The organism is Marinobacter sp. L-80 (assembly GCF_056859395.1).
In genome coordinates, this window is sequence record NZ_JBSXOI010000077.1 from 163,245 (window position 1) to 188,223 (window position 24,979).

Genomic DNA, 24,979 nt, shown 5'->3' on the forward strand with positions numbered 1-24,979 from the left:
TGAGAAACCCTGTTTCGGATGACATTCCATGACATAAATTAAGTCGGTTCCGCTGGCAGGCTCCAAGGGTTTTACGTAACGCAATGTAATAACGTGGCCTACGGCTCAAAACGAAGGATATAGCAAGCCGTAAACTTTTAACAATTGTCAAAAAGCATTAATGTGCACATGCTATCGATCACCGAGGGAAAGGACATGACCGCCCGGAACAGGATCAGAAGCCTGCTTTGCAAGGCTTGCAGTACCGCAGTTCTCGTCGCATTGGTGTCTGGACAGGCCAGCCTTGTTCAGGCTGGACCCAGAGAGCAGGCCAAAAGAATCCACGATCGGGTCGCCGGCGTGCCACCCTCTGAAGTCGTCCTTGACGATATGGCGAGCGACATAGAGTCCGGCAGAGCGATTGATGCCGCCTTCACGGCCATGCAAGACAGCGCTTTCTACGACGTCACCCTGAAGAATTTTGCAGCCCCCTGGACCAACGAGGCGATGTCAAAGTTCGTGCCCCTCAATGATTACATTGCCACGGTGATTGGCCTGGTGCGGGACGGGGAAGACTTCCGAAAAGTTCTGTATGACGATGTTCTTTACATCGGGAATGCATCCCTGAACCTGCCAAACTACTCCACCAGCAACAACAACCACTACGAATCCCTCGAGAACAGTGGAGCCAGCCTTAAGGACAACCTGGAGCGGGTAAACCAGTCGACCTACACGGGCCTTCCTCCCTCGGCCACCGCCGGCGTCATTACATCAAGAGCTTCCGCCCGGGCTTTCTTCAGTGCCGGCACCAACCGGGCGATGTTCCGCTTCACACTGATCAATCACATGTGCAACGACCTGGAGCAGGTTGCGGACGTTACCTTGCCCACGGACCGCATTCGCCAGGATGTTTCCCGCAGCCCGGGTGGTGACAGCCGGGTATTCCTGAACAACTGCGTTGGCTGCCACACCGGCATGGACCCCATGACCCAGGCGTTTGCCTACTACGACTACGAGTATGACGCCAACACCGACCCCGATGGAGAACTGGGCAGGCTGGTCTACAACGCCATTGGCGAAACAGACCCAGAAACCGGCTCCAGGGTTCAGGCCAAGTACCACATCAACTCTGCAACCTTCGAGCAGGGCTATGTCACACCTGACGACAGCTGGGATAACTACTGGCGCCAGGGCGCCAATCGCCGACTGGGATGGGATCCCTCACTCCCGGGTTCCGGCAGCGGTGCCAAGAGCCTGGGTATGGAATTCGCGAATTCCGAGGCCTTCGCAGAGTGCCAGGTCAAGAAGGTGTTCGAGAATGTCTGCCTGCGACCTCCCTCCGACAGCGCAGACCGTTCGCAGGTAAGCAGTATGGTTGCCAGCTTCGCAAGTCAGGGTTACGACCTGAAGCAGGTATTTGCAGAATCCGCCGTGTACTGCATGGGGGAGTGAGGACGCTATGAAAACATTTAAAGGCATTTCCATGAGCTCCCTCAAATCGGTCCTTGCCATCACTGTCCTGGCCCTTCTGCTTTCTGCCTGCGGGGGCGAATCCACGGAACAACTGCCGAATACCTCCCAGAATTCCGGCACGGTTACCTACAACGGGCCTGCCCCCTCGACGGATGATGTGGCCAACTTCAAACGCACCGTGTGGGACAACCTCGTCACCCAGGATAAATGCGGCGCGTGTCACGGCTCCAATGGCCAGGCACCCACGTTCGTCAATGAGCAGGACGTTAACCTGGCTTACGCACAGGCGAATTCTATTGTTAACCTGTCTGATCCATCCCAGTCCACAATGGTGACAAAGGTGGCAGGTGGCCATAATTGCTGGCTCCAGAGCACGTCAGCCTGTGTGGACATTCTCACCACCTATATTTCCAACTGGGCAGGCGGGTCAGAAGGCTCTGCCAAAACCGTGGAACTTCGCGCTCCAGCGCTCAAAGAACCGGGCGCCACGGTTGCCCTGCCAAGCGACACTGGCCTGTTTTCCACCACGGTATACCCCGAACTCAGACAGTATTGCAGCGACTGCCATGCTGATGGTGGGCAAACCCCTTACATTGCCAGCGCCGATGTCACTACTGCCTACGATCAGGCGAAAAGCCGTATTGATCCCATGAATCCGGGCGCATCCCGACTGGTTGAACGTCTGCGCTACGACTTCCACAACTGCTGGGACGACGACTGCGAAGCCTCAGCCGATTTGATGGAACTGAAGATTCTTGAAATGGTCCAGGATCTGAGCGCCCAACCCGTGGACCCGGCAATCGTTGCCAGCAAGGCACTCAACCTGCAGGCAGACGGCCTGCTCGCAAACTCCGGCGGCCGGTTTGAAGACAACGTGATTGCCCTGTACGAATTCAAGTTTGGTGAAGGCCAGACTGCCTTTGATACCAGCGGCGTCTCGCCTGCACTGGATCTGACCCTGAGCGGAAACGTTGACTGGGTTGGCGGCTGGGGTATTGACCTTGGTCCGGCAGGCGAAAACGAGCAGGGTTTCATGATCCCGGCGGGCAAGGCCCAGGGCAGTACCACCGCAAGCCGGAAGCTGCACACCCTGCTGACCGCCTCCGGCGAGTACAGCATCGAGGCCTGGGTCGCCCCCGGCAACATCACCCAGGAAGATGCCCGCATCGTGACCTACTCGGGCTCATCCACCACTCGCAACGTTACGCTCAGCCAGTCGCTCCAGCGTTACGAAGTGCTGCATCGCAGCACCACCAGCGATGAGAATACGCCTTTCGCGACCCGGGACGCCGACATGCTCCTGCAGGCAACCCTGCAGCACGTGGTGGTGAACTACACCCCGGCAACCGGGCGCCAGATCTTTGTAAATGGTGTCCCAACCGGGGATGTCGACCCGGACGACGGCGGACTGCTGACTGAATGGGACGACAGCTTTGCCCTGGTGCTGGGCAACGAGACCGATGGTAACTCGCCCTGGCAGGGCGCGATCCGCATGGTAGCCATCCACAATCGTGCGCTGACACCGGAGCAGGTTCAGGCCAACTTCGAAGTGGGCGTTGGCCAGAAGTTCTATCTCCTGTTCGGTGTCTCTCACCTGATCGACGTGCCCGAGAGCTTCATCGTGTTCGAAGTCAGCCAGTTCGATAGCTATGCCTACCGATTCACCAGTCCCTTCTTCATCAGCCTTGATGACTCGGCCGAACCATCGAACATCCCGCTGCGCGGCATGCGACTGGGCATCAACGGCAAGGAGGCAACTGTTGGACAGGCCTGGGCCAACCTGGACGTTGTCCTGGACAGCGGCAGTTATGAGCCCGGCGCCGGGCAACCGCTCTCCTCTCTGGGCACCATCATTGCGCTGGAAAACGGGCCAGGGAACGACGAGTTTTTCCTGACCTTCGACCAGCTGGGCGGTAACAACTTTGCCCGCTCCGAGCCGTCGCTGCCGCCTCAACCGGCGCCATCAGACCAGGAGCCGTCATCGGAGATCGGCTTGAAAACTTTTGACGAGATCAACGAGTCCATGTCTCGGATGACCGGTGTACCGACCACGCATTCGAAGGTTTCCGAGAAATTCAACACTGTTCGGCAGCAACTCCCGACAGTGGAAACAATCGAGGGCTTCCTTTCGTCTCATCAGATGGCGATTACCCAGCTGGCAATTCAGTATTGCGACGCTCTGGTTTCCAGCGACAACCTTCGGCAGGAGATTTTCGGCAATTTCAATTTTGCGGCACCGGCAAACACCGCATTTGAAGGTGGCGGAGAGGATCTCATAGTGGGAGCGCTCCTCAGTAGGTTTGTCGGAAACGATCTGGCATCTCAGCCTACAAATGAGACAGTCGCTAATGAGCTCAGCAATCTAATCAATGGCTTGACCAGCTGTGGTGCAAGCTGCGGCCCTGACCGAACCGAAACGGTCGTCAAGGCAAGCTGCGCAGCTGTGCTTGGCAGTGCCACCACCTTGGTTCAGTAAAGGAAGTCGATCATGTTTATACGCAAATCACGAAAGAAGCCTCTGGCCAATGGCAGTCCACTACTCCATGACGACCACGGCAAGCCCAGGACACGTCGCGAGTTTATCGCGCAGGGTCTTATGGCAGGCTCGGCTACTGTTTTCGGTGCATCTCTTTTCAGCCTGTTCGGTAACCCGCGGATGGCGTCCGCCGCGCTTTCTCCAGACCTACAAACCTTGAAAGAAAGCTGTGGTATAGCGCTGCAGGGCGCAGGCAAGATTCCATTTATCTGCTTTGATCTAGCGGGCGGAGCCAATATTGCCGGCTCCAATGTACTGATGGGTAAATCCGGTGGGCAAATGGACTTCCTGAGCACCGCAGGCTACAACAAACTTGGTCTTCCCGGTGACATGTTGCCCAACGATCCGGAGTTCGTGAACACGGAGCTGGGCCTCGCATTCCATTCAGACAGCGGCTTCCTACGCGGGATTCTTCAAAGTACTAGTCCCGGCACCCGGGCGGCAACAGACGGAGCCATTATTGCAGCTCGCTCGGAAAACGACACCGGCAATAACCCACACAACCCGATGTACGGCATCCATCACGCGGGTGCCGACGGCTCCCTGCTCTCTCTCATAGGGTCCCAGAGTTCGGAATCCGGCGGTAACTCGCTGGCACCGATGAACCTGATCAATCCGGAGGTTCGCCCCACCAAGATTGACCGGCCCTCAGACGTTACCGGCCTGGTAGATGTGGGCGACCTGATCGGCATTCTGGATCAATCAGACGCGGTCGCCGTGATGGAATCCATTCAGCGCATCAGCGACGCCAAGATGAACCAGGTCAACACCGGCATCTCTACAGACGACGTCGTCAAAGATCTGGTTCGCTGCGGCTACATCAAGAGTGCAGACCTGGCAGACCGCTTCGGCGATCCGGCAGAACTGGATCCAGAGCTGGACCTCGAAATCGTGGGCCCTACCGGCATCTTCACCCGCGATGAGTTCAATAATAACCGTGAGTTCCGCAAAACTGCGTCTGTCATGAAGCTGGTGCTGAACGGCTACGCTGGCGCCGGCACGATCACCATGGGCGGCTACGACTACCATACGGGTGAGCGCGGAACCGGCGAACGTCGTGATGAACAGGCCGGTCGGTGTATGGGCGCCTGCCTGGAATACGCAGCCCGGGTAGGAATGCCATTGATGCTCTATGTGTTCAGTGACGGCTCGGTGTCGAGCAACGGCCGAATCGACGATTCCATGGACGGTCGTGGCAAGGGCGAATGGACCGGCGACAACCAGCAGACGGCCGCCTCATTCTTCCTGGTTTACAACCCGGCGGGCCGCCCCACTCCGATTCGCAGGCAGATCGGCTTCATGCGCTCTGATGCGTCGGTGGAAACTGCCTCCAGTCCTGCGGCCAACAACGTCAACCAGTTGGTTCAGACCGTGCTGCTCAACTACATGGCATTGCACGGGGAGCAGGGTGACTTCGGCACCCGTTTCAACGGCCACGGGCTGGGCAATGGGACATCTCAGGACAGCCTGATTGCGTTCTCGAATGTCGTGAACGGCACTATCGGAAATTGACGGAAACTGCTCGTTCCGCCCCTAGTCTGATTGGGGCGGAACGAGGCCTTCTGAAACGTGCATCATGCGCTGATCATCGATAACCACAACATCGATACCTTTCAAACGCTCAATCATCTCCAGTCCCTTTTTGGGCCCGAGCACGAAAACCGCCGTGGAGAGGCCGTCGGTTGTCAACGCATCCTCGCCGATAATGGTCACGCTTTGGACACCCTGGACCGATTTGCCGGTCTCAGGCGACAGGATGTGATGAACCCTTTCTCCCGCCTCATCCACGAAGAACCGCTCGTAGTCGCCGGAGGTGGACACGGCCACATCCTCGAGCGGCAAAACCACCGCGTTGCGCCCTTCTGAACGGGGGTCCCGAATGCCCACGTACCAGGGCCGGCCCCGCTTGTCCCCTAACAGTCGCATGTCGCCGCCAGCACTCAGCCGGGCATGGCGAATGCCAAAACTGACCAGACGCTCGATTCCCAGATCCACTGCGTACCCTTTGGCGATGCCACCGAGGTCTACCAGAATCCCTGCCTGCCGGTATTCGACCGTCTGATCATCCTCATCAAGAATCACATCCCGAAAATTCACCCGCGGCAAGCCGGATCGAAGCTCCTCGTCCGTGGGCTTTTTGCCGGCCCTGAAGTCATACAGGTAACCCACTGAGCCAAAGGTGATGTCGAAGGCGCCCTGGCTGAGTAGAGAAACCTCCCGTGCTTTTTCAATCACCTCGAACAACCCGTCACTGACTTCTACTGGCCCGTCGGGTGCATTGAGGTTGAGCCTGGAGACCTCCGACTCTTCCCGATAGCGACTCATCTGTTCATCAACCTGATGAAAAACCGCCAGCACCTCTTTGCCAACCCGGTTCGCCAGCTCTTTATCCTCCGCCCAGAACTCCAGTTCGATAGGCGTGGTCATTGCAGTATCCGAAAACCGATACCACTCGGCGCTGGCCGACATCGGGACGATGACAAGCCCCATTGCCGCCAAAAGAAACGAGAGAGTCGATCCAAGTCCGAATTTCCTGCGCTTTATAGTTACCAAGACCCACAAAACTCCATTGGCTGCAGCGAAGCCCACACCGGGCAATTCCGGAAAGTATATCCATTTCTTCGGCTGCAGCCGAACCGATTCATGGGAACAACATAGGCCAGACAAGATGCAGATCACTAACCTACAATTTGTTACCCAAAATTCCACTTTTGTCCCATTGTTGGCCTCATAATCAGCAGAGACACTAGCGTTGCTTAACAAATAATCAAAACAATGATTGGCAGCCCTTTTCCCCATTGGCGCTGCAATTCCGGAGGCCAACCTGAATGAACGTCAGAAAAGTACTCTTTTCTGCTTGTCTGCTGTTGCTGGCGAGCACTACTGTGTATGCCGAAACCCTTAAAATCGGCCTGAACTACCCGCAGACCGGTCGTTACAAGGATCAGGGTCTGCAACAACGTCTGGGCGCCTTTCTGGCGCTTGATGAAATCAATAAAGCCGGTGGCGTGATGGGGCGTCAGCTGGAGCTGGTGATCAGAAATACCCGCGGTGACCCTGCCCAGGGCGCAAAGAACACCGCAGAACTCATCGACCGTGAAGGCGTCCAGATGGTGTTCGGCGGTGTGTCCAGCGCCGTTGCCATTGCCTCAGGCAAAGCTGCTCGCGATCGCAACCGGATCTACTTCGGCACGCTGACCTACTCGAACGCCACCACCGGCGCCGAAGGGCATTCATACATGTTCCGTGAGCCCTACAACGCCTGGATGACTGCAAAGGCGCTCAGTCAGTATCTGACCACCAATCATGCGGAAGACGATTACTTCTACATTACCGCCGACTACACCTGGGGCTGGTCTGTGGAGGAGTCTGTTCGCAAGTTCTCGGGAACCGAAGACACTGACCGCCATCAGGGCGTGAAAACCCCTTTCCCCCGGGCACTGATTACCGATTTCAGGGAGGCGCTGGAGCAGGCAGAGGCCAGTAACGCCAAGGTTCTGATGATGGTCCTGTTCGGCGACGACATGGTGAGAGCACTGAATGTTGCCTACGAAATGGGCCTTACCAAGAAAATGCAGATTGTTGTGCCCAACCTGACCCTGGGCATGGCTCGGCAGGTAGGTCCCACCATTATGGAGGGCGTTATCGGCGGCTCGCCCTGGGTATGGAACGTACCCTACGAGCTGAACTATCCGAGAGGAAAGGAGTTTGTAGAAGCCTTCTCAAACCGATATGAAATGCGACCATCCACCGCTGCGGCCTCGGCCTACAGCATTATTTATCAATACAAGGATGCGGTGGAACGTGCCGGTACCACCAATACCGCCAGCCTGATCCGGGCCCTGGAGGGACACAGGTACACTTTCCTAAAAGACGAACAGTACTGGCGCGAATTCGATCACCAGAATGTCCAGACGGTGTATGTGGTTAAGGTAAAACCGCGCAACACAATCATTGCTGACGAATACAGTTCCGATTATTTCAGCATCATCGATTCAATGCCGGGTGACCAGGCGGCGCAGACCCGGGAAGAATGGGAAGAGCGGCGCCGGGAGGCTGGAAAACCGCTCAGGCTCTAAACAGTCCCTTAGGGAACTGGAGAAAAATGTCTGGAAAAACATGACTCCGCCTGCCGCAACTTGAGGATCGCGTTGCGGCAGGCATTGTGATTCCGAAAAGCGACTTGCCTTAGCGCGCCTCTTCCCAGGTCTTCAACAGCTCGTCGTAGGCAACGGTTTTGCCCTGTGGCTTCTCGTTAGCCAGCTTCGGCTTGGGTGCGCCGGGCTGATCCAGCCAGTATTGCGGGTCGCGCGGTTCGTTCAGCTTCGGACCACAGGTCGGTTGAACATTGGCACGCTCAAGGCGCTCCATGACCCGATCCTGAGCCTGAGCGAGGCCGTCGAGGGCTTCCTGAGGAGTGGCTTCACCACTGGCCGCCTGGGCAATGTACTGCCACCAAAGCTGGGCGAGTTTCGGATAGTCTGGCACATTGGTACCGGTCGGTGACCACTGCACACGAGCCGGGCTCCTATAAAACTCCACCAAGCCGCCGAGCTTCGGCGCCATTTCAGTCATCGCCTCAGATTCAATGTCGGACTCGCGAATCGGCGTCAGGCCGGCAATCGTTTTCTCCAGAGAGACGGTCTTGGATACGGTGAACTGGGCGTACAGCCAAGCTGCAAGGCGACGTTTCTCAGGCGTGGAGTCCAGGAAAGTCCAGGAACCTACGTCCTGATAGCCCAGCTTCATACCTTCTTCCCAGTAGGGCCCACGGGGAGACGGTGCCATCCGCCATTTGGGGGTGCCATCCTCATTTACAACGGGCAGGCCGTCCTTGATCATGCTCGCGGTAAAGGCGGTATACCAGAAGATCTGCTGGGCAACGTTGCCCTGTGCGGGAACGGGACCGGCCTCTGAAAAGGTCATGCCCTGAGCTTCGGGGGGCGCGTACTCACGCAGCCAATCCACGTATTTCGTAGTGGCATAGACAGCCGCAGGCCCGTTCGTTGCACCACCACGGCTAACGCTGGAGCCGACCGGGTGACACTCTTCAACCCGAATCCCCCATTCGTCCACCGGCAAGCCGTTGGGCAGGCCCTTGTCGCCAGCACCCGCCATGGAGAACCAGGCATCAGTGAAACGCCAGCCCAGAGACGGATCTTTCTTGCCGTAATCCATGTGGCCGTATACTCGCTCACCATCAATTTCCTTCACGTGAACCGAGAAGAACTCGGCAATATCCTCGTAGGCAGACCAGTTAACCGGCACACCCAGGTCGTAGCCGTAAATTTCCTTGAATTGCTCTTGCAGATCTTCACGTTCAAACCAGTCGGCACGAAACCAATAAAGGTTCGCAAACTGTTGCGAAGGCAACTGATAGAGTTTGCCATCCGGCCCAGTCGTAAAGTCGAGCCCAATGAAATCATCAAGATCCAGGGTAGGCAGGGTAAGATCTTTACCGGAACCGTTCATGATGTCCTCAACGGCCACCACCTTTCCATAGCGAAAATGGGTACCAATCAGATCTGAATCATTCACGTAGCCATCATAGATATTTCTTCCAGACTGCATCTGGGTCTGGAGCTTCTCGATGACATCCCCTTCCTGAATCAGCGTGTGAGTCAGGTTGATCCCGGTGATTTCGGAGAATGCCTTGGCAAGGACATTGGACTCATATTCGTGAGTCGCTATGGTTTCGGAAACCACGTTGATATCCATGCCACGGAACTGCTCAGCGGCTTTGATGAACCACTCCATTTCCTTGAGCTGCTCTTCCCTGCTCAAGGTAGAGTTTTTGAACGCTTCATTGACCCACTTCTCAGCCGCTTCACTGTACTGATCGGCGCTGGCATGCAGGCTCAAACCCATGCAGGCGACACCAACGGCGGCGCTGAGCAACAGGGTCCTCGGATATTTGTTGTTGTTGAACATATCCAACCTCGTTCGACATTTAATGAATGGAACGAAACAGCCGTGTTTCGTGTCCGCAGTTATAGCGCTCTTTCTGGTCGCTATTCTTTTTTGCCGGAATCTATCGTGATCGATTCCGATCATTCAAACAAAATTAGTTCGTTTTCGAAATCATTACAAGAAGTCCTGAATCTTTTTTAGGACCAGGATTTTCGAAAAAACACCATACGAACATCCCTTGTCGATACTCACCCCCAACGCAGCAAAACCAGGAGCCAAACCACAGAGACAGCGAGCGCCACCCAAAGGGTGATATCGCTGACCGCCAGGAAGCTCAGATGTATATATGCTGCCGAAAGCAATCCAATAAACAACCGATCCCCGCGGGTGGTGGCTATCGGCAGAAACCCCTTCCTCTCGGTGCACGGGGAGACAATTTCGTAAACCGTCATTACCGCCAGAATTCCCGCAATCACGGCAAAGAAGATGGCGACGGTCGGAGTCCAGTTCATCCAGGCAATCATAAAACGTCTCCTTACACGCGTCCGAGGGCGAAGCCTTTGGCAACATGGTTACGAACGAACCAGATCACCAGCAGGCCGGGAATGATGGTTAGCGAACCGGCGGCAGCCAGAACACCCCAGTCGATACCGCTCGCCCCTATCGTTCGGGTCATGATCGCCCCGATCGGCTGGGCATCCACGGACGTTAGCGTCCGGGCCAGCAGCAGCTCCACCCAGGAGAACATGAAGGCAAAGAAAGCCGTCACCCCGATCCCGGAACGAATCATCGGCAGGAACACCTTCACGAAAAATTTCGGAAAGCTGTAGCCATCAATATAGGCCATCTCGTCATACTCACGGGGGACACCGGACATGAACCCTTCCAGAATCCAGACAGCCAGGGGCACGTTGAACAGGCAGTGAGCAAGCGCCACCGCAATATGGGTGTCGAACAGGCCGATAGATGAATAAAGCTGGAAGAAAGGCAGCAGGAAGACCGCCGGCGGCGCCATCCGGTTGCTCAGCAGCCAGAAGAACAGGTGCTTGTCACCCAGGAACTTGTAACGGCTGAACGCATAGGCGGCAGGCAAGGCCACAAGCAACGTGATCACCACGTTGATGGACACGTAGATCATCGAATTGATGTAACCGTTGTACCAGCTGGGATCCGTAAAGATCACGGCATAGTTATCCAGGGTGAAATTCTGGGGCCAGAGGGTAAGCCCCCCGAGAATTTCCTGATTGGTCTTGAACGACATGTTCAACAACCAGTATATCGGAGTCAGGAGCAGCAGAATAAACAGCGTAATCCCGACGTTTTTTGAACGTGTCTGTCTCATCACACTCTCCTTATTTTTCTTTGTCGGCGTGCGTAATGGCGGTAAAGAAGAGCCATGAAATCAGCAATACAATGAGGAAGTAGATCAGCGAGAACGCAGCCGCGCGACCCAGATCAAACTGCCCGATTGCCATGGTTGTCAGTGTCTGGCTCAAGAAGGTTGTGGAGCTGCCCGGGCCGCCACCGGTAAGCACAAACGGCTCAATGTAGATCATGAAGCTGTCCATGAACCGCAACAGCACTGCGATGATCAGAACACTCTTGAGCCTGGGCAGCTGGATATACCGGAACACCGCCCATTTCGAGGCACGGTCAATTTCCGCCGCCTGATAGAAGGCCTCCGGAATCGCCCTCAGCCCGGAGTAGCAGAGCAAGGCGACCAGCGGAGTCCAGTGCCAGACATCCATCAACAGAACCGTCAACCACGCATCAAGGGTGTCTCCGGTATAGTTGTAGTCAAACCCCAGCTGATTGATCCCCCAGCCGAAAAGACCGATGTCGCCACGGGCAAAGATCTGCCAAATGGTGCCAACCACGTTCCAGGGAATCAGCAACGGAATCGCCAGCAGAATCAGGCAGAGCGACCCCTTTATGCCAGATTTTGGCATCATCAGTGCGACCCCGATTCCGAGCGGAATCTGGATTAGCAATACCGCGCCGGAAAAAATAAATTGCCGAATAAGGGAATCCTGAAGGCGCTCGTTGGTGAGCACTTCCTTGAACCATTCAGTACCCACGAAGAACGCCTGGCCCGGACCAAAAATATCCTGGACCGAATAATTCACGACCGTCATCAGTGGAATGAGAGCCGAGAAGGCAACGAGCAGAAATACAGGCAGCACCAGCCACCAGGCTTTATTGTTTTGTACCTTTTGCATCAGTCTTGCTCCTGTACCAGGAATTCATCCATATACAGCTTCAACCACTGCTTCGGGAACGAGAGATAAACTCGACTGCCAATTGATGCGGCGAAGTCCTCGCTCTCCCGAACCTTCATTTTTTCGTGGTCAAGCTGAACGGTAACGATCTTGTAGGTACCCAGATCCTCGACATCCATCACCTCAGCCTCAAAGGTGTCGTCTGAAGCGACGGAGGACACTTCCACAAACTCCGGACGAATTCCGATCTTGATGTTGGTAGACCTGGTCCGCTGCAGGACATCAACCTGCCAGGGCTCAAGCGACACATTCGTGTTCCCAAAGCACACGCCCCGGGCACAGCGCTGCACCTCGATAAGATTCATGCCGGGGCTTCCGATAAAAAAACCCACGAAGGTATGGTTGGGCTGTTCAAAGAGTTCGGTTGGGGTACCAAACTGGACGATCTGTCCGCCATACATCACGGCAATCTTGTCGGCAAAGGTGGAGGCTTCGAGCTGATCGTGGGTGACATACACCATGGTGATGTCGAACTGCTCGTGAATCTGCTTGAGCTTGCGGCGCAACTTCCACTTGAGCTGCGGGTCGATCACCGTCAGCGGCTCGTCGAACAGAATCGCCGACACGTCTTCCCGCACTAGGCCGCGGCCCATGGATACCTTCTGTTTTTCATCCGCGGTCAGGTTCTTTGCCTTTTTGTAGAGCTTGTCCTGGATCTCCAGGACTTCGGCAATCTCATGAACGCGGGCCTTGATCTTGGAGGCTGGAACCTTGTTGTTCTTCAGCGGAAACGCCAGGTTGTCGTAGACCGTCATTGAGTCGTAGATGACAGGAAACTGGAAGACCTGGGCGATATTCCTGTCCCTCGGAGACAACTCATTAACACGCTTTCCGTCGAAAAGTACCTCGCCCTCGGAAGGCTGAACCAGACCGGAAATAATGTTCAGCATGGTGCTTTTTCCGCAACCCGAAGGGCCCAACAGCGCGTAAGCCCCACCCTTGTGCCAGACATGGTCGAGCTGACGGATTGCGTAATCGTCTGGTCCCTCGGGCATGTCACTATAACTGTGGGCGAGTGATTTCAATTGAATTTCAGCCATCAGACAGACCCTCCTGAAACCTGAGACGGGGTGTGCACCAGTTGTTCGTTATTGTCGAAGACGAACAATTTATTGATCGGCAGATATACCTTGATCGGTGCGCCTGTGTGGTACTGATGCACTCCCATCAGTTGCATCACCATTTCAAAGTGACTGTTCTCCACATGCATGAAGGTTTCAGAACCACTGATTTCGCTGAGTTCTACCTCCATGGACATTTCCAGATCATCGTCGCTGGTGGGGACCAGACCAATATGGCTGGGACGAATTCCGAACCAGTAATCGCCAGGTTCCAGCTTCGACAGCTCCTGCGTAAGTGCATGGTGGGAGTACTCGTCGAACGTCACCTCGGTTTCAGACACCCGGCCTCGAATCATGTTCATCGGGGGTTCACTGAACAACTGTGCAGCAAGGGTGTTCACAGGTGCGCGATAGACATCCATCACTGGCCCGTTCTGAACCACCTGGCCCTGGTGTAACAGTGTGGTTGTGCCACCGAGTGCCAGGGCTTCATTGGCCTCCGTAGTGGCGTACACCGCAATGCACTGGCGCTCGCGGAACAGGTCTCGCAGTTCCGCCCGAAGCTCTTCCCGTAGCTTGTAATCGAGGTTTACCAGGGGCTCGTCGAATAGCACCAGGGTGGCATCCTTCACCAGGGCCCGGGCCATGGCGGTTCGCTGCTGCTGACCACCTGACAGTTCCAACGGGTAACGCTTCAGCAAAGGATCAATCCGAAGCATCGACGCCGTTTCTTTCACCCGGCGGTCAATTTCAGAATCAGTCATCCTCGCCAGCCGAAGTGGCGAGGCGATGTTTTCGTAGACGGTCAGATTGGGGTAATTGATGAACTGCTGATAGATCATCGATATGTTGCGGCTCTGCACGCTCTGCCCTGTAACGTCCTCACCGTTGTAGATCAGACGGCCGGTATCGGGCTTATCCAGCCCAGCCATCAATCGCATCAGCGAGGTTTTTCCGGCCAGTGTCCGGCCGAGCAGAACATTAAAAGAGCCTGCCTCGAAGGTGAGGTTGGCATCCCGTATGTAGTCGACGCCGTCGACCTCACGGGAGAGATTCTCCAGTGTTAAGGACATAGGCTTTCCTTTTTGTTCTTGTGGAAACGCGCTTCGAGACCGACGTAAATCAGCCGCGCAAATTCGATTTCGAACTCTATACGCAAAGGACATACCACATTGCGCAAGCAAAGAAATTGATTTTCTTATAACGTTGTTTTAAAGAGCTTTTTCTCTACATGCAAATTTCTCATTCGAAAACCAAAATGTTCGTTTAGCAATATTGTGTTCAAACTGAACATTGACCTGAACAGCATTTGCACAGATTATTGAGCATCAGCTTTGGCACAATTGCCCGCGTAAGCTGCTCGAATGTCGACCAAAACAACCAACGAATGCTTGAGTGACGACTGATGAGAAAAAACGAATATGCGGATTACCGGAGCGTTATTGCCGATTCTTGGAACCGTTGTATTGCCTGGGGCCTTGAACACGACCATGAGCCAACACCGCTTATGCCGGAATCTGCCCGACTGGAGGAAATAAACCGCCAGTACAGCGAATTGCTCTCGGTGACCGAGGCTGAGGTTCTCCCCTACTACCGGAACGTACTTTCCAGCAGCCGATGCCTCATTCTGCTTGCCGATCAGCATGCCACGGTACTGAACAGCTGGGGTGATGAACGTATCACCGAGACCCGCCTGAAACCCTGGTTCCAGGCGGGTGCGAACTGGCAAGAACAGAATTGCGGTACGAACGCCATTGGCACCTCTATTGCTGTTAGTGCGCCCGTCCAGATTCAGCGAAACGAACATTTTCTGAAAACGAACCGGAGCATCATTGGTTCTGCGGCACCCATTTTCGGTGCTCACAGGCAGATTGCAGGGGTTCTCAGCGTATTCAGCGACGCTTACCTGCCACAGGCCCACACCCTCGGCATGGTTCGGCTACTTTCACAATCTGTCGAAAATCGTCTCATCAAACGTCAGTTTGGCCCCGATCATTTTCAGATTACCCTGAACACCACGGCGGATAACTTTGACAGCCCCTGGTCGGGCATCCTGGTTTGCGATGATTTCGGAAAGATCATTGCAAGCAACCAGCGAGCGGACCAGTTACTGGGAATGAATACCGTCGAGGCCCGCCTGGATGAGTTATTTACGAGCCGCCGGCATCAAATTCTTGAGCATCCAGAAACTGAAACCTTGCAACTGACCACTCGCAGCAAGGTGCGACTGAGCGCCAGGATCAAACGCCCTACAAGGGTTAACGAAAACCCGAATCGGATCGATCGGTTATCTCAGTCGAACGAGGGCTGCTATTCAGATGAGCTGCTGGGTATCGACAACCTGGAGTTCGGTGATTCGGCAGTAAAGCGTTGCGCTACACAAAGTCTCAAAGTACTTCAGCGGGGTGTCCCGGTTCTTATCACCGGCGAGACAGGGGTCGGCAAGGAAGTGCTGGTCAAGGCCCTTCACCGGGCATCCCACCGAAAGGATCAACCACTGGTCGCGGTTAACTGCGCGGCCATTCCGCCGGAACTGGTTGAGTCGGAGCTGTTCGGTTACGAAGCCGGCGCCTTCACCGGCGCCCGGGTGCAGGGTTCGCTGGGCTTTATTCGAAAGGCCCACAAAGGCATCCTGTTTCTTGATGAGATTGGCGAAATGCCCCTGTCGGCCCAATCCAGGCTGCTACGGGTACTCCAGGAACGGCTGGTTACGCCAGTGGGTTCTACCGACAGCGTTCCCGTTGATATTCTGCTGGTTACCGCAACCAACCAACCACTGGGCACACGTATCGAAAGCGGCCATTTCCGGGCGGACCTTTACTACCGGATCAACGGGCTATGCGTGGAACTCCCTGCGCTCCGAAACCGATCCGACAGGTCGCTGCTGATACAGAACCTCTATTCCCGACACCGTGACCCTGGTCAATCGGAACAGCTGTCTCCTAAAGTGCTTTCGGCCTTTGAGAACCACCCTTGGCCGGGTAATATCCGCCAATTGGTGAACGTGTTGCGGGTGGCGATCGCCATTGCTGACGGGGAAGATGTGCAGGTATGGCATTTACCGGAAGACTTTCTTGCAGAATTCGAGACCGCCGCAGGCGAGGAATCCGATCCACGGATAGCGGAACCACGAGCCCCGGGCGTTGAGGTTGAACAGGAGGATCCACTCGCCACAACTCTCAAGGTGTACCGCAAGTGCACTGGCAACGTGTCACAGGCAGCGAGAGAGCTGGCCATCAGCCGAAACACACTATACAAGCGTCTTCGGGAATTAGGGGTTCGCTAAACCGCGTTTCCGCAACATCGTATCGTCAAAGCTTCTGAACTGCCTGGATCCAGCCATCGTAAAGCTTGTCCCGGTTCTGCTTCGTCATGACTGGTTCAAAATTCCGGTCACAGCACCACAGATCCGAGAGTTCCTCAAGAGAGCCATAGACTCCGGCTTTCAGGCCGGCTAGGTAGGCAGCGCCCAGCGCAGTAGTTTCAACCAACGACGGGCGATCCACCCTCGCACCGAGAATGTCAGCCAGAAACTGGAGCACCCAGTTGTTGGCCACCATGCCACCGTCAACTCTGAGGTTGACCGGGCGAATGCCGTCTTTTTCCATGGCTTTCTGCAGATCCTTGGTCTGATAGCAAACAGACTGCAGGCCCGCCGTGACAATCTCTTTTATACCGGTATCGCGGGTAAGACCGAAAATGGCGCCTCTTGCATTGGGATCCCAATAGGGCGCGCCGAGTCCGGTAAATGCTGGCACCAGATATACTCCGTGGTCCATGGGCGTACCCTCTGCGAGCGGCTCTGTTTCACAAGCATTCCGGATTAGCTGAAGTCCGTCTCGCAGCCATTGAATGGTTGCGCCCGCGATAAAAATACTGCCTTCCAGGGCGTAGGTAGGCTTACCGTTCAGCCGATAGGCCACCGTTGTGAGCAAGCGGTGTTTCGACTGCAAAGCTTTGTCCCCAGTGTTGAGCATCAGGAAACAACCGGTTCCGTAGGTGCTCTTCGCCATGCCAATGCCGAAGCAGGTCTGACCAAATAGAGCGGCCTGTTGATCTCCAGCAATACCGAGCACCGAGGTTCCGTTAAGGGCTCCACCCTCTGTGATCTCTCCGAACTGATCGGCAGAGTCCATCACCTCCGGCAACAGCGATTCGGGAATGCCGAAAAGCTCCAGGAGCTCCGGATCCCATTTCTGGTTGTGAATGTTGAACAGCATCGTACGGCTGGCATTGGTCGCATCAGTGCGATGCTCTCGGCCACCGGTTAGTCGCCACAACAAAAAGCTATCGACGGTACCGAATGCGAGCTCACCGCGCTCCGCTCGTTCCCGCACTCCGTCGACATTTTCCAGAATCCAACGGATCTTGGTGGCCGAGAAATAAGGATCAATCAGCAAACCGGTCTTGCTGTTGACCCAGGGTTCGAGCCCTTCACGTTTCAGGGACTCGCAGTAGGAGGCGGTTCGCCGGTCCTGCCAGACGATAGCGTTGTATACGGGCTCTCCGGTATTCCGATCCCAGACTACCGTGGTCTCGCGTTGGTTGGTGATGCCTACGGCAACCACTTTACCGCAATCACCACACTCTTCGGCCATTACCGCGTCACAGGTCTGCTGAACCGATGACCAGAGATCCTCCGGATTGTGCTCAACCCAGCCGCTTGCCGGGAAATGTTGGGGAAACTCTTGTTGGCGGATAGCGTGTATGTTGCCCAGTAGGTCAAAGAGTATGGCACGGGAACTGGTTGTACCTTGATCGATGGAAAGTATGTACTGACTCATGGTATTTCGACCTGGGTTTCTTATTTTTTCGCATTTTTGCTTTTTTGAACATAAATTCCAAGTAGTTTTCACTTAAAGCGCGCGTCCAACTCGCCGAACCTTTTAAAGAAGCTGCATAACCCGCTGAAAACTACTAAGCTTTAAAACTGTTTTCGGACGCACAGTATTTCGCATGAGAAAAATGATAAAGCGGAGGAGGCTTTCATGGCACAGCGTCGCCGACAGGATCTTATTATGGAGCTGATCCAGCAGAACGGTTTTGTCACGACCGAACAGCTGGTGGACCAATTCAAGGTAACGCCCCAGACGATCCGCCGGGACCTGAATGAACTCGCCAAGGAGAAAAAGCTCCGCAGACACCATGGCGGAGCAGGCATTGACTCCAGCACAGTCAACACCGCCTACCAGGCTCGAAAGATAATGGATCTGGAAGCCAAGGAACGAATTGCACAAGCGTTGGTGGAGCTCATCCCTGACAACTCCTCCATGTTCATCAATATCGGCACCACCACCGAGACCATCGCTAAGGCTCTGCTTGAGAAGAACAACCTACAGATAGTTACCAACAACCTGCACGTTGCGTCCATTCTTTCGGCCAAAGAAGATTTCCATGTAATCATCGCTGGCGGAGAGGTGCGCAACCGTGATGGCGGAATTGTCGGTGAAGCTACCATGGACTTCATCAATCAGTTCAAGATGGACTTCGGCATCATTGGAATCAGCGGTATTCACAATGATGGTTCCCTCCTCGACTTCGATTACCGCGAAGTCCGAGTCGCTCAGGCAATCATCGCCAACTCCAACCAGGTCCTTCTTGCTGCCGACCACTCCAAGTTCGGACGAAATGCCATGGTCCGTCTCGGTAACATTTCCCAGGCCGATCATGTGTTTACGGATCAGCAACCTCCCGTAGAAATCCGTCAGTTGCTGAACGAACACAACGCTCAGCTCCATATCGTTTAATAGTTTTTCGCTTGTTCCCCTCTGCGAAAAGGTGATCGCGCTACGTTTTTCGTTTTTTTTCTATTTTTTCCTTTACGAATATATATGCCTTTCGCATAATAGCGATATACCGCATATTGAACACTGAAAAGTGCGCATCGCAACAAAGCGCCTTTTCAGAGTCGTCAGGAGATGACCAACAATGGCTATGGAGCATGAGCAGTTTGACGTTATCGTCGTTGGTGGCGGAGTCAACGGCACGGGCATTGCCATGGATGCGGCGGGACGGGGACTGAAAGTTCTGCTTTGCGAAATGAATGACCTGGCCTCAGCCACCTCATCAAGCAGCAGCAAGCTGATACATGGTGGGCTGCGGTACCTGGAACATTATGAATTTCGCCTGGTCCGGGAAGCCCTAGCCGAGCGCGAGTCTCTGCTTCGCAACTCACCACACATCATGTGGCCCATGCGTTTCCGGCTGCCTCACCGCCCTCACCTGCGGCCAGCCTGGATGATTCGCACCGGCCTGTTTCTCTATGACCATCTGGCAAAACGGGAAATCCTTCCGGGCTCCCGCTCGATCAAATTTGATGAGAAGGACCCTCTGAAGCCCGATATCACCAAAGGCTTTGAATACTCGGACGGCTGGGTAGACGATGCCCGTCTCGTGGTGCTGACCGCAAAGAAAGCACAGCAGTTTGGCGCACAGATACTGACCCGCACCAAATGCGTCAAGGCAGAACAGGGCTCAAAGGAATGGGAGGTCACACTTCGTGATATGACCAACGAAACCGAAAAAACGGTATCGGCGAAGGCTATTGTGAATGCCTCTGGCCCCTGGGTAAGCAAACTGTTCGGTGAGACTCTTTCAATGCCGGCGCCCAAGATGATTCGCATGGTGAAAGGCAGTCATATTGTGGTACCGCGCATGAACAAGGGCACCGAGGCCTATATCCTTCAGAACGAGGACGAGCGGATCGTTTTCGTCATTCCCTACGAGGACGAATTCTCACTGGTGGGCACCACCGACGTCGATTATGAAGGCGACCCGAAAAAAGCAAAGATCTCACCTGAAGAAACCGACTATCTCCTGAACATCGTAAACTCCCATTTCAAGCGGCAACTGGAGCCTTCGGATGTGATTTGGTCCTACTCTGGCGTGCGGCCCCTGATGGACGATGAACAGGAGAATGCCCAGAAAGCGTCACGGGACTACTCCTTTGAGGTCAATAGTGAAAAAGGTAAGGCGCCGCTGATTTCGGTATTCGGAGGCAAGATCACCACCTATCGCAAACTGGCCGAAGCCGCCACGGACAAGCTGTGCCAGTTCTTCCCGGAAGCCGGCGGTCGCTGGACCAAGACTGGTGTTTTGCCGGGCGGAGACTTTGCCAATCATGAAGCACTGGAAGAAACCCTCAGACGTGATTTTCCCTGGCTCTCCGAGAAGGTGATCAGTCGCTATGTGCGTACCTACGGCACAACCAGTTACGACATTCTCCATAATTGCCACTCAATGGACGATCTGGGCGAACACTTCGCAGGAACCCTCTATCAACGGGAAGTCGAGCACCTGATAAAGAACGAATGGGCGATGACCTCGGAGGATATTCTCTGGCGTCGTACTAAACAGGGACTTTATTCGAGCGACGCGGATGTGGAAGCACTGGACCGCTACCTGATGAAAAGCGCTTGTGCCGACACTCGCAAGACTTCGCTCCATCACAGCGCCTGAACCCCTCCGGTCACTGTTGCTCCGGCCCAAGAAGCAGGGCAACTCTTTGTTGCAGCTGGGGCACAACCTCGTCTTCGAACCATGGATTCCGACGCAGCCAGAGGTTATTTCTTGGGCTGGGGTGAGGCATTGGGACTATCTCTGGCCAATACTTCTGCCAATGCTCAACATTGGCCGTTACGGACTGACGACAGTCCGGCAGATGCCAGGTGTGCGCATACTGCCCGATAACAAGAGTCAGACCTATGTCTGGCAGATGATCCAACAGTAAATTGCGCCAGGCTGGCGCGCACTCCGGCCGCGGCGGAAGATCCCCGGATTTTCCGGTACCCGGATAGCAAAACCCCATCGGCAGGATCGCGAGCTTCTGCTCGTCATAGAAGGTATCCCGGGTAACCCCCATCCATTGCCGAAGCCTATCGCCGCTGGGATCGTTGAAGGGCAGCCCGGTTTCATGCACGCGCCTGCCCGGAGCCTGCCCGACTACGAGAATTCTGGCGCTTTCAGATATCTGTATGACAGGCCTCGGCCCGCGTGGAAGAACGTCGGCGCAAAGCGTACACGCCCGCACGCGCCGAACCAGGTCATCGAAGGGAAGCCGGGAAAGGTCCTCTGTCATGAGCGTTCCGTTATCAGGGTGATTGCATATACCGTCATTTCCCGTAACGATAGAGGCACAATCACGACACAACAAGTCTCGAAGGACACATCATGAATGCGAAAGCAGGCTCTCTCCCGCTGCCGGAAATCGATATCGAAGAGTTCCGGAAAGTTGTTCGCACGCGCCGCTCCATCAGGCGCTTCACCGATGAGCCGATTCCTGAGGCCGTGCTTGAAGATTGCCTGGAACTGGCAACCCTGGCTCCGAATTCCAGTAACCTTCAGCCCTGGGAATTTTTCGTTGTCCGCACGCCGGAGCTCAAGGCAGAACTCGCCCACGCCTGTCTTGGCCAGAATGCAGCGAAAACCGCCGCTGCGCTGATCGTAGTGGTTGCCCGACCGGATAGCTGGCGGGCTCATGCACGGCAAGCTCTTGAGGATTGGCCAGAAGAAAAACTGCCGCCCATCGTCGAAAAATACTACCGCAAAGTTGCCCCGATTCATTACAACCAGGGGCCGCTTGGTATTCTGGGTTTAGCCAAAAAAGCGGCAGGCCTTGCGGTGGGAATTACCAGGCCGGTGCCCCGGGGGCCCTACTCCAATTGCGAGATGAAAATCTGGGCTACCAAATCCACAGCCCTGGCTGCCCAGAACCTCATGCTTGCGCTCCGCGCTCACGGGTATGATTCCTGCCCCATGGAGGGTTTTGACGAGCATCGAGTGAAGAAGCTTATTAATCTGTCCGGAAAAGGACTGGTAACCATGGTACTGGCAGCCGGCAGACGGGCTGAAAACGGCGTCTATAACCGCCAGTACCGTTTTGATCAGCGCCAGATGGTGCACTACCTCTGATCCGGCAACGGCAATCCGGCCTCAGACCTCAGGATTGCCCAGTGCCTCGGCAGCCCCCAGCAGGCCGGTGTAGGGCTCGGTGACCACATAAACAGGTGTGAACTCCAGCAGCGGGCGCATTCTTCCCTTATCCTCAAAGCCATTTCGGAACGGGCTTTCGAGAAAGAACTCGAGGAAACGGGGCAGGATTCCGCCACACAGGAAGACACCGCCTGTGCCACCCAGGGTCAGAACGCCATTGCCGGCTACCCGACCGAGAATTTCACAGAAATGGCTTAGCGTGTGGCGGGCCAGCCTGTCGGTGTTTTCTAGCGCAGCCGCGGTGATTTTCTCCGGCGCATCCAGTGGCGCCGCAACGCCCTGAATCTCCGCATGGGCCTGATACAGGTTCAACAAGCCCTGACCGCACAGGATCCGTTCCACGGAAACCCGGCCAAACCAGGCCTTGAGAATCCGCAGCACAGCCATTTCGGTATCGTCCGTGGGCGCGAAATCCACGTGGCCACCCTCGGTCATCAACGGCACCCAGCCATGCTCGATGGGCACCAGCCCTGAAACACCGAGCCCGGTTCCCGGACCCATCACCAGCCGGGGGCGCCGGATGTCACCGGGGCCGCCGCAAACATGCACCAGATGGTCGTTCGCAACGTGAGGAACGCCGAGGGCCATGGCGGTAAAATCGTTGATCACCTTGAACCTGGACCAGCCAAACTGTGCCCGAACTTCTTCGGTATCGAAAAGCCAGTGGTTGTTGGTCATCCGAACCTGGGTCCCGCGAACCGGTGAGGCAACAGCCAGACAGGCCCCATCGACCTCCGAAACCCCAACCCGAGCCAGGTAATCCCGCACTGCGTCATCGAGGTTCGCGTATTCCCCGCAGGGCAAAATCTTGATGGCACGAGGCTGCACGGTTCCCTGCTCTACTAGGGCAAAACGCGCATTGGTGCCACCAATATCACCGACCAGTGAATAGTGTGTTGCTGTCATGCCTCGTGATTCCAGAAAAAGCTGGCCCCTTCCTCGGGATTGCTGGCAGCACGTCGCATCCAGCCGAACAACTCCCGACCGTAGCCGTGATGATACCCGGTCAGGTCCGCTTTTTCAGATTCCCGGCCGGCGAACTCCTGATCATCCACGCGGATGACAAGAACACCACTCTCGGCATCCAGACAAACCATGTCGCCATTCTTGACTTTGGCCAGCGGGCCACCGTCCAGCGCCTCCGGGTAGACATGGATCGCCGCAGGCACCTTGCCCGACGCACCGGACATACGGCCATCCGTCACCAGACCCACCTTGAATCCGCGATCCTGCAACACGCCAAGGTAGGGGGTAAGCTTGTGCAGCTCTGGCATGCCATTGCTCTTGGGACCCTGGAAACGCACGATCACAATACAATCCCTGTCCAGATCTCCTGCCTCAAAGGCTGCCTTGAGTTCGTTCTGGTCGTTGAACACAACGGCCGGTGCTTCAACTTTACGGTGCTCCGGGGCAACGGCAGAGACCTTGATAACGCCCCGACCAAGGTTGCCATCAAGCACCCTCAGCCCACCATCGGGTGCAAACGGCTCGGCAACCGGGCTGAGCACATCCGGGCGAAGGCTTTTTTCCGGCGCGGGCTTCCACACCAGTTGCTCATCCGACAACTCCGGCATCTCGGTATAGCGCTCAAGGCCATAGCCAACCACTGTGTTCACATCGTTATGAAGGTATCCGCCGCTCAGCAGCTCCCTGATCAGGAACGGCGTTCCGCCAGCCTCGTGGAAAGCATTCACGTCTTCCTGCCCGTTAGGGTAGATCCGGGTCATGGACGGAACCACGGAGGAAAGCTCGGCGTAGTCGTTCCAGTCGATGATGATCCCCGCCGCCCGGGCAATCGCTATCCAGTGAATGGTGTGATTGGTGGAACCGCCAGTAACCAGCAGCGCCACCAGAGCATTGACGATGCTCTTTTCATCCACCATATCGCCCAGACCCAGCTCGCCACCGTGAGGCTTGGACAGCCTGATCACCTGCTCGGTCGCCGCCCGGGTAAGCTCATCACGGAGCGGCGTATTGGGGTTCACAAACGCAGACCCCGGCATATGCAGGCCCATGACTTCCACCAACAGCTGGTTGCTGTTGGCGGTGCCGTAAAACGTACAGGTGCCGGGGCTGTGATAGGACTTGCTCTCGGCCTCCAGCAATTCTTCCTTGCCAACCTTGCCCTCGGCGTAAAGCTGGCGAATCCGCTGCTTTTCCTTGTTCGGGAGCCCTGAAGGCATCGGCCCTGCGGGGACCAGAATGGTAGGGAGATAGCCGAAGCTCAGCGAGCCGATCAGAAGGCCAGGCACAATCTTGTCGCAGATCCCCAAAAGCAGCGTGGCATCGAACATGTTGTGACTGAGGGCCACGGCCGTACTCATGGCAATGGTGTCCCGGGAGAACAGGCTCAGCTCCATACCCGGCTGGCCCTGGGTTACGCCGTCACACATGGCCGGCGTGCCCCCGGCCACCTGAGCCACCGACCCCATTCCACGGGCCGCCTCCCGAATAATATCCGGGAACTTTTCGTAGGGTTGGTGGGCCGAAAGCATATCGTTATAGGCCGTTACCATGGCCACGTTGGCCTTGTTCATGAATTTCAGGGTGTCTTTGTCGCCCTGATTACAGGCCGCGAAACCGTGGGCCAGATTGCCGCAGGACAGAGAGCTCCGGTGTGGAGACTGGGCTTTGAGGGCATTCATGCGGTTCAGGTAATCCTGCCGCGTTGGGCGACTGCGCTCGATGATTCTCTGGGTAACCTTATCTACGGTCGGGTGCATGGTGGGCTCCATTGCGTAATTTATTAG

General features: G+C 55.6%; 19 protein-coding genes. 8 read left to right on the top strand and 11 right to left on the bottom strand.

What is annotated here, in order from left to right; genetic code table 11:
- Positions 1 to 195 precede the first annotated feature (195 nt).
- From AC13E3_RS20320 to AC13E3_RS20330, 3 genes are read left to right on the top strand one after another with little or no spacing between them, the layout of a single operon-like run.
- Positions 196 to 1,431 carry a hypothetical protein gene (locus tag AC13E3_RS20320; protein WP_039882063.1) on the top strand — a complete coding sequence of 412 codons (1,236 nt, stop codon included), beginning with the start codon at positions 196 to 198 and terminating at the stop codon, positions 1,429 to 1,431.
- Between the two features lie 7 nt (positions 1,432 to 1,438).
- Positions 1,439 to 3,928: a LamG domain-containing protein gene (locus AC13E3_RS20325; protein WP_482902448.1), complete on the top strand. Its 2,490-nt coding sequence runs from the start codon at positions 1,439 to 1,441 to the stop codon at positions 3,926 to 3,928.
- A gap of 12 nt (positions 3,929 to 3,940) precedes the next feature.
- A complete protein-coding gene (locus AC13E3_RS20330; protein ID WP_008174652.1) occupies positions 3,941 to 5,500 on the top strand; it encodes a hypothetical protein in 1,560 nt (519 codons plus the stop codon).
- Positions 5,501 to 5,521: 21 nt separating this feature from the next.
- Here AC13E3_RS20330 and AC13E3_RS20335 read toward each other — a convergent pair whose 3' ends face one another.
- Positions 5,522 to 6,415 (bottom strand): FAD:protein FMN transferase, encoded by an 894-nt coding sequence (locus tag AC13E3_RS20335; protein WP_008174651.1) that lies wholly within the window; start codon positions 6,413 to 6,415, stop codon positions 5,522 to 5,524.
- A gap of 401 nt (positions 6,416 to 6,816) precedes the next feature.
- On the opposite strand from AC13E3_RS20335, the gene AC13E3_RS20340 reads away from it, so the two are divergent.
- Positions 6,817 to 8,067, top strand: a complete 1,251-nt coding sequence (locus tag AC13E3_RS20340; RefSeq protein ID WP_008174649.1) for a substrate-binding protein — start codon at positions 6,817 to 6,819, stop codon at positions 8,065 to 8,067.
- A gap of 109 nt (positions 8,068 to 8,176) precedes the next feature.
- Here AC13E3_RS20340 and AC13E3_RS20345 read toward each other — a convergent pair whose 3' ends face one another.
- From AC13E3_RS20345 to AC13E3_RS20370, 6 genes are all read right to left on the bottom strand, one after another.
- Positions 8,177 to 9,919 carry an ABC transporter substrate-binding protein gene (locus tag AC13E3_RS20345; RefSeq protein ID WP_008174648.1) on the bottom strand — a complete coding sequence of 581 codons (1,743 nt, stop codon included), beginning with the start codon at positions 9,917 to 9,919 and terminating at the stop codon, positions 8,177 to 8,179.
- Positions 9,920 to 10,146: 227 nt separating this feature from the next.
- Positions 10,147 to 10,422 (bottom strand): DUF2160 domain-containing protein, encoded by a 276-nt coding sequence (locus AC13E3_RS20350; protein ID WP_008174646.1) that lies wholly within the window; start codon positions 10,420 to 10,422, stop codon positions 10,147 to 10,149.
- Between the two features lie 11 nt (positions 10,423 to 10,433).
- On the bottom strand, positions 10,434 to 11,240 hold the full coding sequence (locus AC13E3_RS20355) for a carbohydrate ABC transporter permease (RefSeq protein ID WP_008174643.1): 807 nt from the start codon (positions 11,238 to 11,240) through the stop codon (positions 10,434 to 10,436).
- Positions 11,241 to 11,250: 10 nt separating this feature from the next.
- Complete coding sequence (locus AC13E3_RS20360; protein ID WP_008174642.1) at positions 11,251 to 12,117, bottom strand: carbohydrate ABC transporter permease; 867 nt, start codon at positions 12,115 to 12,117, stop codon at positions 11,251 to 11,253.
- Positions 12,117 to 13,217 carry an ABC transporter ATP-binding protein gene (locus tag AC13E3_RS20365; RefSeq protein WP_008174640.1) on the bottom strand — a complete coding sequence of 367 codons (1,101 nt, stop codon included), beginning with the start codon at positions 13,215 to 13,217 and terminating at the stop codon, positions 12,117 to 12,119. Before AC13E3_RS20365 ends, AC13E3_RS20360 begins: the two co-directional genes overlap by 1 nt.
- Entirely contained in the window at positions 13,217 to 14,311 is a 1,095-nt protein-coding gene (locus tag AC13E3_RS20370; RefSeq protein WP_008174637.1) for an ABC transporter ATP-binding protein, read from the bottom strand. Before AC13E3_RS20370 ends, AC13E3_RS20365 begins: the two co-directional genes overlap by 1 nt.
- Positions 14,312 to 14,643: 332 nt before the next feature.
- Here AC13E3_RS20370 and AC13E3_RS20375 point away from each other — a divergent pair, with 332 nt between their 5' ends.
- Entirely contained in the window at positions 14,644 to 16,524 is a 1,881-nt protein-coding gene (locus tag AC13E3_RS20375) for a sigma-54-dependent Fis family transcriptional regulator (RefSeq protein WP_482902449.1), read from the top strand.
- Between the two features lie 25 nt (positions 16,525 to 16,549).
- On the opposite strand, the gene glpK is transcribed toward AC13E3_RS20375, so the two are convergent.
- Positions 16,550 to 18,022 carry a glycerol kinase GlpK gene (gene glpK, locus AC13E3_RS20380; protein ID WP_008174634.1) on the bottom strand — a complete coding sequence of 491 codons (1,473 nt, stop codon included), beginning with the start codon at positions 18,020 to 18,022 and terminating at the stop codon, positions 16,550 to 16,552.
- 204 nt (positions 18,023 to 18,226) lie between these two features.
- Here glpK and AC13E3_RS20385 point away from each other — a divergent pair, with 204 nt between their 5' ends.
- Together AC13E3_RS20385 and glpD are read left to right on the top strand one after the other, a co-directional pair.
- Complete coding sequence (locus AC13E3_RS20385) at positions 18,227 to 18,985, top strand: DeoR/GlpR family transcriptional regulator (RefSeq protein ID WP_008174631.1); 759 nt, start codon at positions 18,227 to 18,229, stop codon at positions 18,983 to 18,985.
- A gap of 181 nt (positions 18,986 to 19,166) precedes the next feature.
- Positions 19,167 to 20,696 carry a glycerol-3-phosphate dehydrogenase gene (gene glpD, locus AC13E3_RS20390; RefSeq protein ID WP_008174629.1) on the top strand — a complete coding sequence of 510 codons (1,530 nt, stop codon included), beginning with the start codon at positions 19,167 to 19,169 and terminating at the stop codon, positions 20,694 to 20,696.
- Between the two features lie 10 nt (positions 20,697 to 20,706).
- On the opposite strand, the gene AC13E3_RS20395 is transcribed toward glpD, so the two are convergent.
- Positions 20,707 to 21,315, bottom strand: coding sequence for a uracil-DNA glycosylase family protein (locus AC13E3_RS20395; protein WP_008174627.1), 609 nt, complete (start codon positions 21,313 to 21,315; stop codon positions 20,707 to 20,709).
- Between the two features lie 92 nt (positions 21,316 to 21,407).
- Between AC13E3_RS20395 and AC13E3_RS20400 the strand changes: the two genes are divergently transcribed.
- A complete protein-coding gene (locus tag AC13E3_RS20400) occupies positions 21,408 to 22,148 on the top strand; it encodes a nitroreductase family protein (protein WP_008174625.1) in 741 nt (246 codons plus the stop codon).
- Between the two features lie 21 nt (positions 22,149 to 22,169).
- Here AC13E3_RS20400 and glk read toward each other — a convergent pair whose 3' ends face one another.
- Both glk and edd read right to left on the bottom strand, forming a co-directional pair.
- A complete protein-coding gene (gene glk, locus AC13E3_RS20405; RefSeq protein WP_008174623.1) occupies positions 22,170 to 23,135 on the bottom strand; it encodes a glucokinase in 966 nt (321 codons plus the stop codon).
- Entirely contained in the window at positions 23,132 to 24,952 is a 1,821-nt protein-coding gene (edd, locus tag AC13E3_RS20410; protein ID WP_008174620.1) for a phosphogluconate dehydratase, read from the bottom strand. The genes glk and edd overlap by 4 nt, the downstream gene beginning before the upstream one ends.
- Positions 24,953 to 24,979 lie beyond the last annotated feature (27 nt).